Below are 3,048 nucleotides of genomic sequence, written 5' to 3'. Positions count from 1 at the left end.
AATGATACTTTTACATTTAACAATCATCCATAGGGTTTTTTAAGCAACCCTATGATTATTAAGCACATTTTTTCAGCCTAACCGACACGGTTTTAAAGGCAGGCATGCCTGATTTTTTATCAAAATCTGTCATCGCAATCAGTGGATTGGCTTCAGGGTAGTACATGGCTAGATTGCCTTTAGGGATATCATACAAAATGACTTGAAAGCCTGTGACTTTTCGCTCAATACCATCGCCGTATTCACTTTGGATAGTCACCTTATCACCTGCTTTTAAATCCAATCTATCAGCATCATCAGCATTCATAAAAATTACTTGCCGCGTGTCAAAAACGTTGCGATAGCGGTCATCCAACCCATAAATGGTGGTATTGAATTGGTCATGAGAACGGATACTGGTTAGTGTTAATAAATCATCGGGCTGAGCCGTCAATTTATCTGCATAAATCTCGGTTAACGGTGTAAAGGAAAAGGTGGCTTTACCAGATTGGGTCTGCCATTCATAACGGTTGGCAGGATGCGGTAGATGAAAGCCTTGTTTGGTATAGACTTTTTGGTTAAAGTTATCAAAGCCTTCAATGGCTTTAGCAATGTCATTACGAATTCGGTCGTAATCTTCTACATACCAAGCCCAACGAATCGGGCTATGCCTAAGTGTAGCCGCAGCGATACTTGCGATAATCTCAGTTTCAGCGCGCAATTTATGTGAAACAGGCTGACGCGCTCCTTGTGACAACACCACATTACACATGGAATCTTCAATACTAATGTATTGGTTATTGTCGCCTTGCTTATCAATTTCTGTTCGTCCTAAACAAGGTAAAATAATGGCTTCTTTACCATGAATCAAGTGGCTACGATTGAGCTTGGTCTGTATCTGTACCGTTAACTCACAGCCGCGAATACCCGCTTCTGTACGTGCTTTATCGGGGGTTGCCACTGCAAAATTGCCCGCTAGGCTCATAAATACTTTAACCTTGCCTTGTTGCATGGCTTCAAGGGTCTCTACAACGTTATAGCCATGCGCTCTAGGGGACTTAATGCCAAAAACTTTGTCGATTTGATCAAGTAGCTTATCTGAAGGCTTGTCCCATACACCCATGGTACGGTTACCTTGAACATTACTATGCCCACGAATCGGCGCAAGTCCCGTCCCTGTCTTGCCAATATGTCCCATAACCAAGGCTAAATTTGCCAATATATGCACATTGTCCGTACCATGACGATGCTGGGTGATGCCCATACACCATGTTAAAATAGGACGTTTACTCTCTCGATAAAGCTGGGCTAGTTGCTCAATTTGCTGCGCGTCTAACCCTGTAATATGATAAATGGTTTGCCAATCGGTCGCCCTTACCCCTGCAATCATTTCATCAAAGCCTACGGTCTGGGCTTGAATAAAGTCATGATCAAAAATAGCGGCTTTACCGTTATCCCGTGCCTCGCGATCCCAATTATCTAAATGCTTGAGTATGCCCGTCATTAACGCATAGTCTGAGCCAATGTTTAGCTGGAAAAAATAGTGACTAAGTGGCGTGCTACCATTTGTCAGCATTTGGCTTGGGCGTTTTGGATCTTGAAAACGGGTAAGTCCCCGCTCTTTAAGCGGATTAATCACAATGATTTTGCCACCGCGCTCAGCGACATTTGCCAATGTTTCTAGCATACGTGGGTGATTGGTACCTGGATTATGCCCAAAACTCCACACGCTGTCACAATGCTCAAAGTCATCCATTACGATGGTTGCTTTACCTAAGCCGATACTATCTTTTAACCCCACACTGCTTGCTTCATGGCACATATTGGAGCAATCTGGCATATTGTTCGTGCCATAGCATTTGGTAAATAACTGATACAAAAACGACGCTTCATTACTGGCTCGACCAGAGGTATAAAAGACAGCTTCATTCGGGTCATCCAATCGATTGAGATGACTGGCAATCAACTGATAAGCAGCTTCCCATTCGATGGGTTCGTACTTATCAGTCGCCGCATTGTACTGCATAGGCTCAGTCAAGCGTCCTTGGTTTTCCAAGAAATAATCACTTTGCGCGAGCAGTTCAGTGACGGTATATTTGGCAAAAAAATCAGCCGTCACGGTTTTTTTGGTGGTTTCAAATGCCGTTGCTTTAGCCCCATTTTCACAAAAATTAATGGGCTTTTTTTTGCCGTTTGGAAATGCACAACTTGGGCACTTAGTGCCAAATGGCTGATTTAGGTCTAATAATGTGATTGGCGCACGGGTCAATGCCTTCTGCTTTCGCATATTACCTTGCACGGCTATCAACGCACCCCAACCCCCAGCTGGCCTAATAAGCGCATCAAGTTTATTATCGGTTTGGTTCAAATCGGTGGTATGAGTCAAACCATGAGGAAGATTGACATAGTCAAAAATTTGATTCGTCAACGTATGGAAGGGTTGCATTAATCGCATGGCGTTTTCCAAAATATTTGAGGAGAGATAAATTAGAAACCTTTGCACTAAAAAATAAACAAAAGTTTGTAAAATTGATATAATACAGTAAAGTCAAAAAGATAGCAAAAGACACGAATATGGCATGGAAACAAACAGGGTAACTCTCCCTAGCAGACAGTCTCATCAATGGTCATAAAGCCATCGAAGAACTTGATGAACTACATAACCTAATCAACTGGCAAACTATCGAGCAAACCTTACGCCACGTTCATAGCAGTGATCGTGGCGAAAGTGCCTTTCACCCTGTCATCATGTTTAAAATCTTACTACTACAAAAACTCTATAACCTATCCGACCCAGCCATGGAAAAACAACTGGCAAGAGATTTACTATTTCGTCGCTTTGTTGGTCTATCGCTTACCGATAACGTACCCGACCACAGCACCATCTGGCGATACCACAAACACTTAGGTGAACTTGGACTCATAAAACCCTTATTCAACCAAATCAATGAGCAACTAGCCGAGCAAAATATCATCATCAAAGCAGGCAGTGTTAGCATCATTGATGCCAGTATCGTTGAAGCCAAAAACAAACGAGCTAAAAAAGGCAAACATACCGACAATACCCAA

2 protein-coding genes are annotated in these 3,048 nt (G+C 42.6%); one reads left to right on the top strand and one right to left on the bottom strand.

The window, feature by feature from the left end; translation table 11 throughout:
- Nucleotides 1-58: 58 nt before the first annotated feature.
- Nucleotides 59-2,434, bottom strand: coding sequence for an FdhF/YdeP family oxidoreductase (locus RT422_RS12085; RefSeq protein ID WP_313422523.1), 2,376 nt, complete (start codon nucleotides 2,432-2,434; stop codon nucleotides 59-61).
- 164 nt (nucleotides 2,435-2,598) lie between these two features.
- On the opposite strand from RT422_RS12085, the gene RT422_RS12080 reads away from it, so the two are divergent.
- On the top strand, nucleotides 2,599-3,048 hold a 450-nt coding region (locus RT422_RS12080; protein ID WP_313422525.1), incomplete at its 3' end, for an IS5 family transposase.

The sequence above is a fragment of the Moraxella sp. CTOTU49803 genome (assembly GCF_032097965.1).
Classification (GTDB): domain Bacteria; phylum Pseudomonadota; class Gammaproteobacteria; order Pseudomonadales; family Moraxellaceae; genus Faucicola; species Faucicola tetraodonis.
Note: the sequence above shows the minus strand (reverse complement) of the source record. Positions and strands in the feature narration are given on the sequence as shown.

Excerpts from the sequence above, each read along its gene's own strand:
- RT422_RS12085 (WP_313422523.1), bottom strand. The coding sequence starts at position 2,434 with ATGCGATTAATGCAACCCTTCCATACGTTGACGAATCAAATTTTTGAC.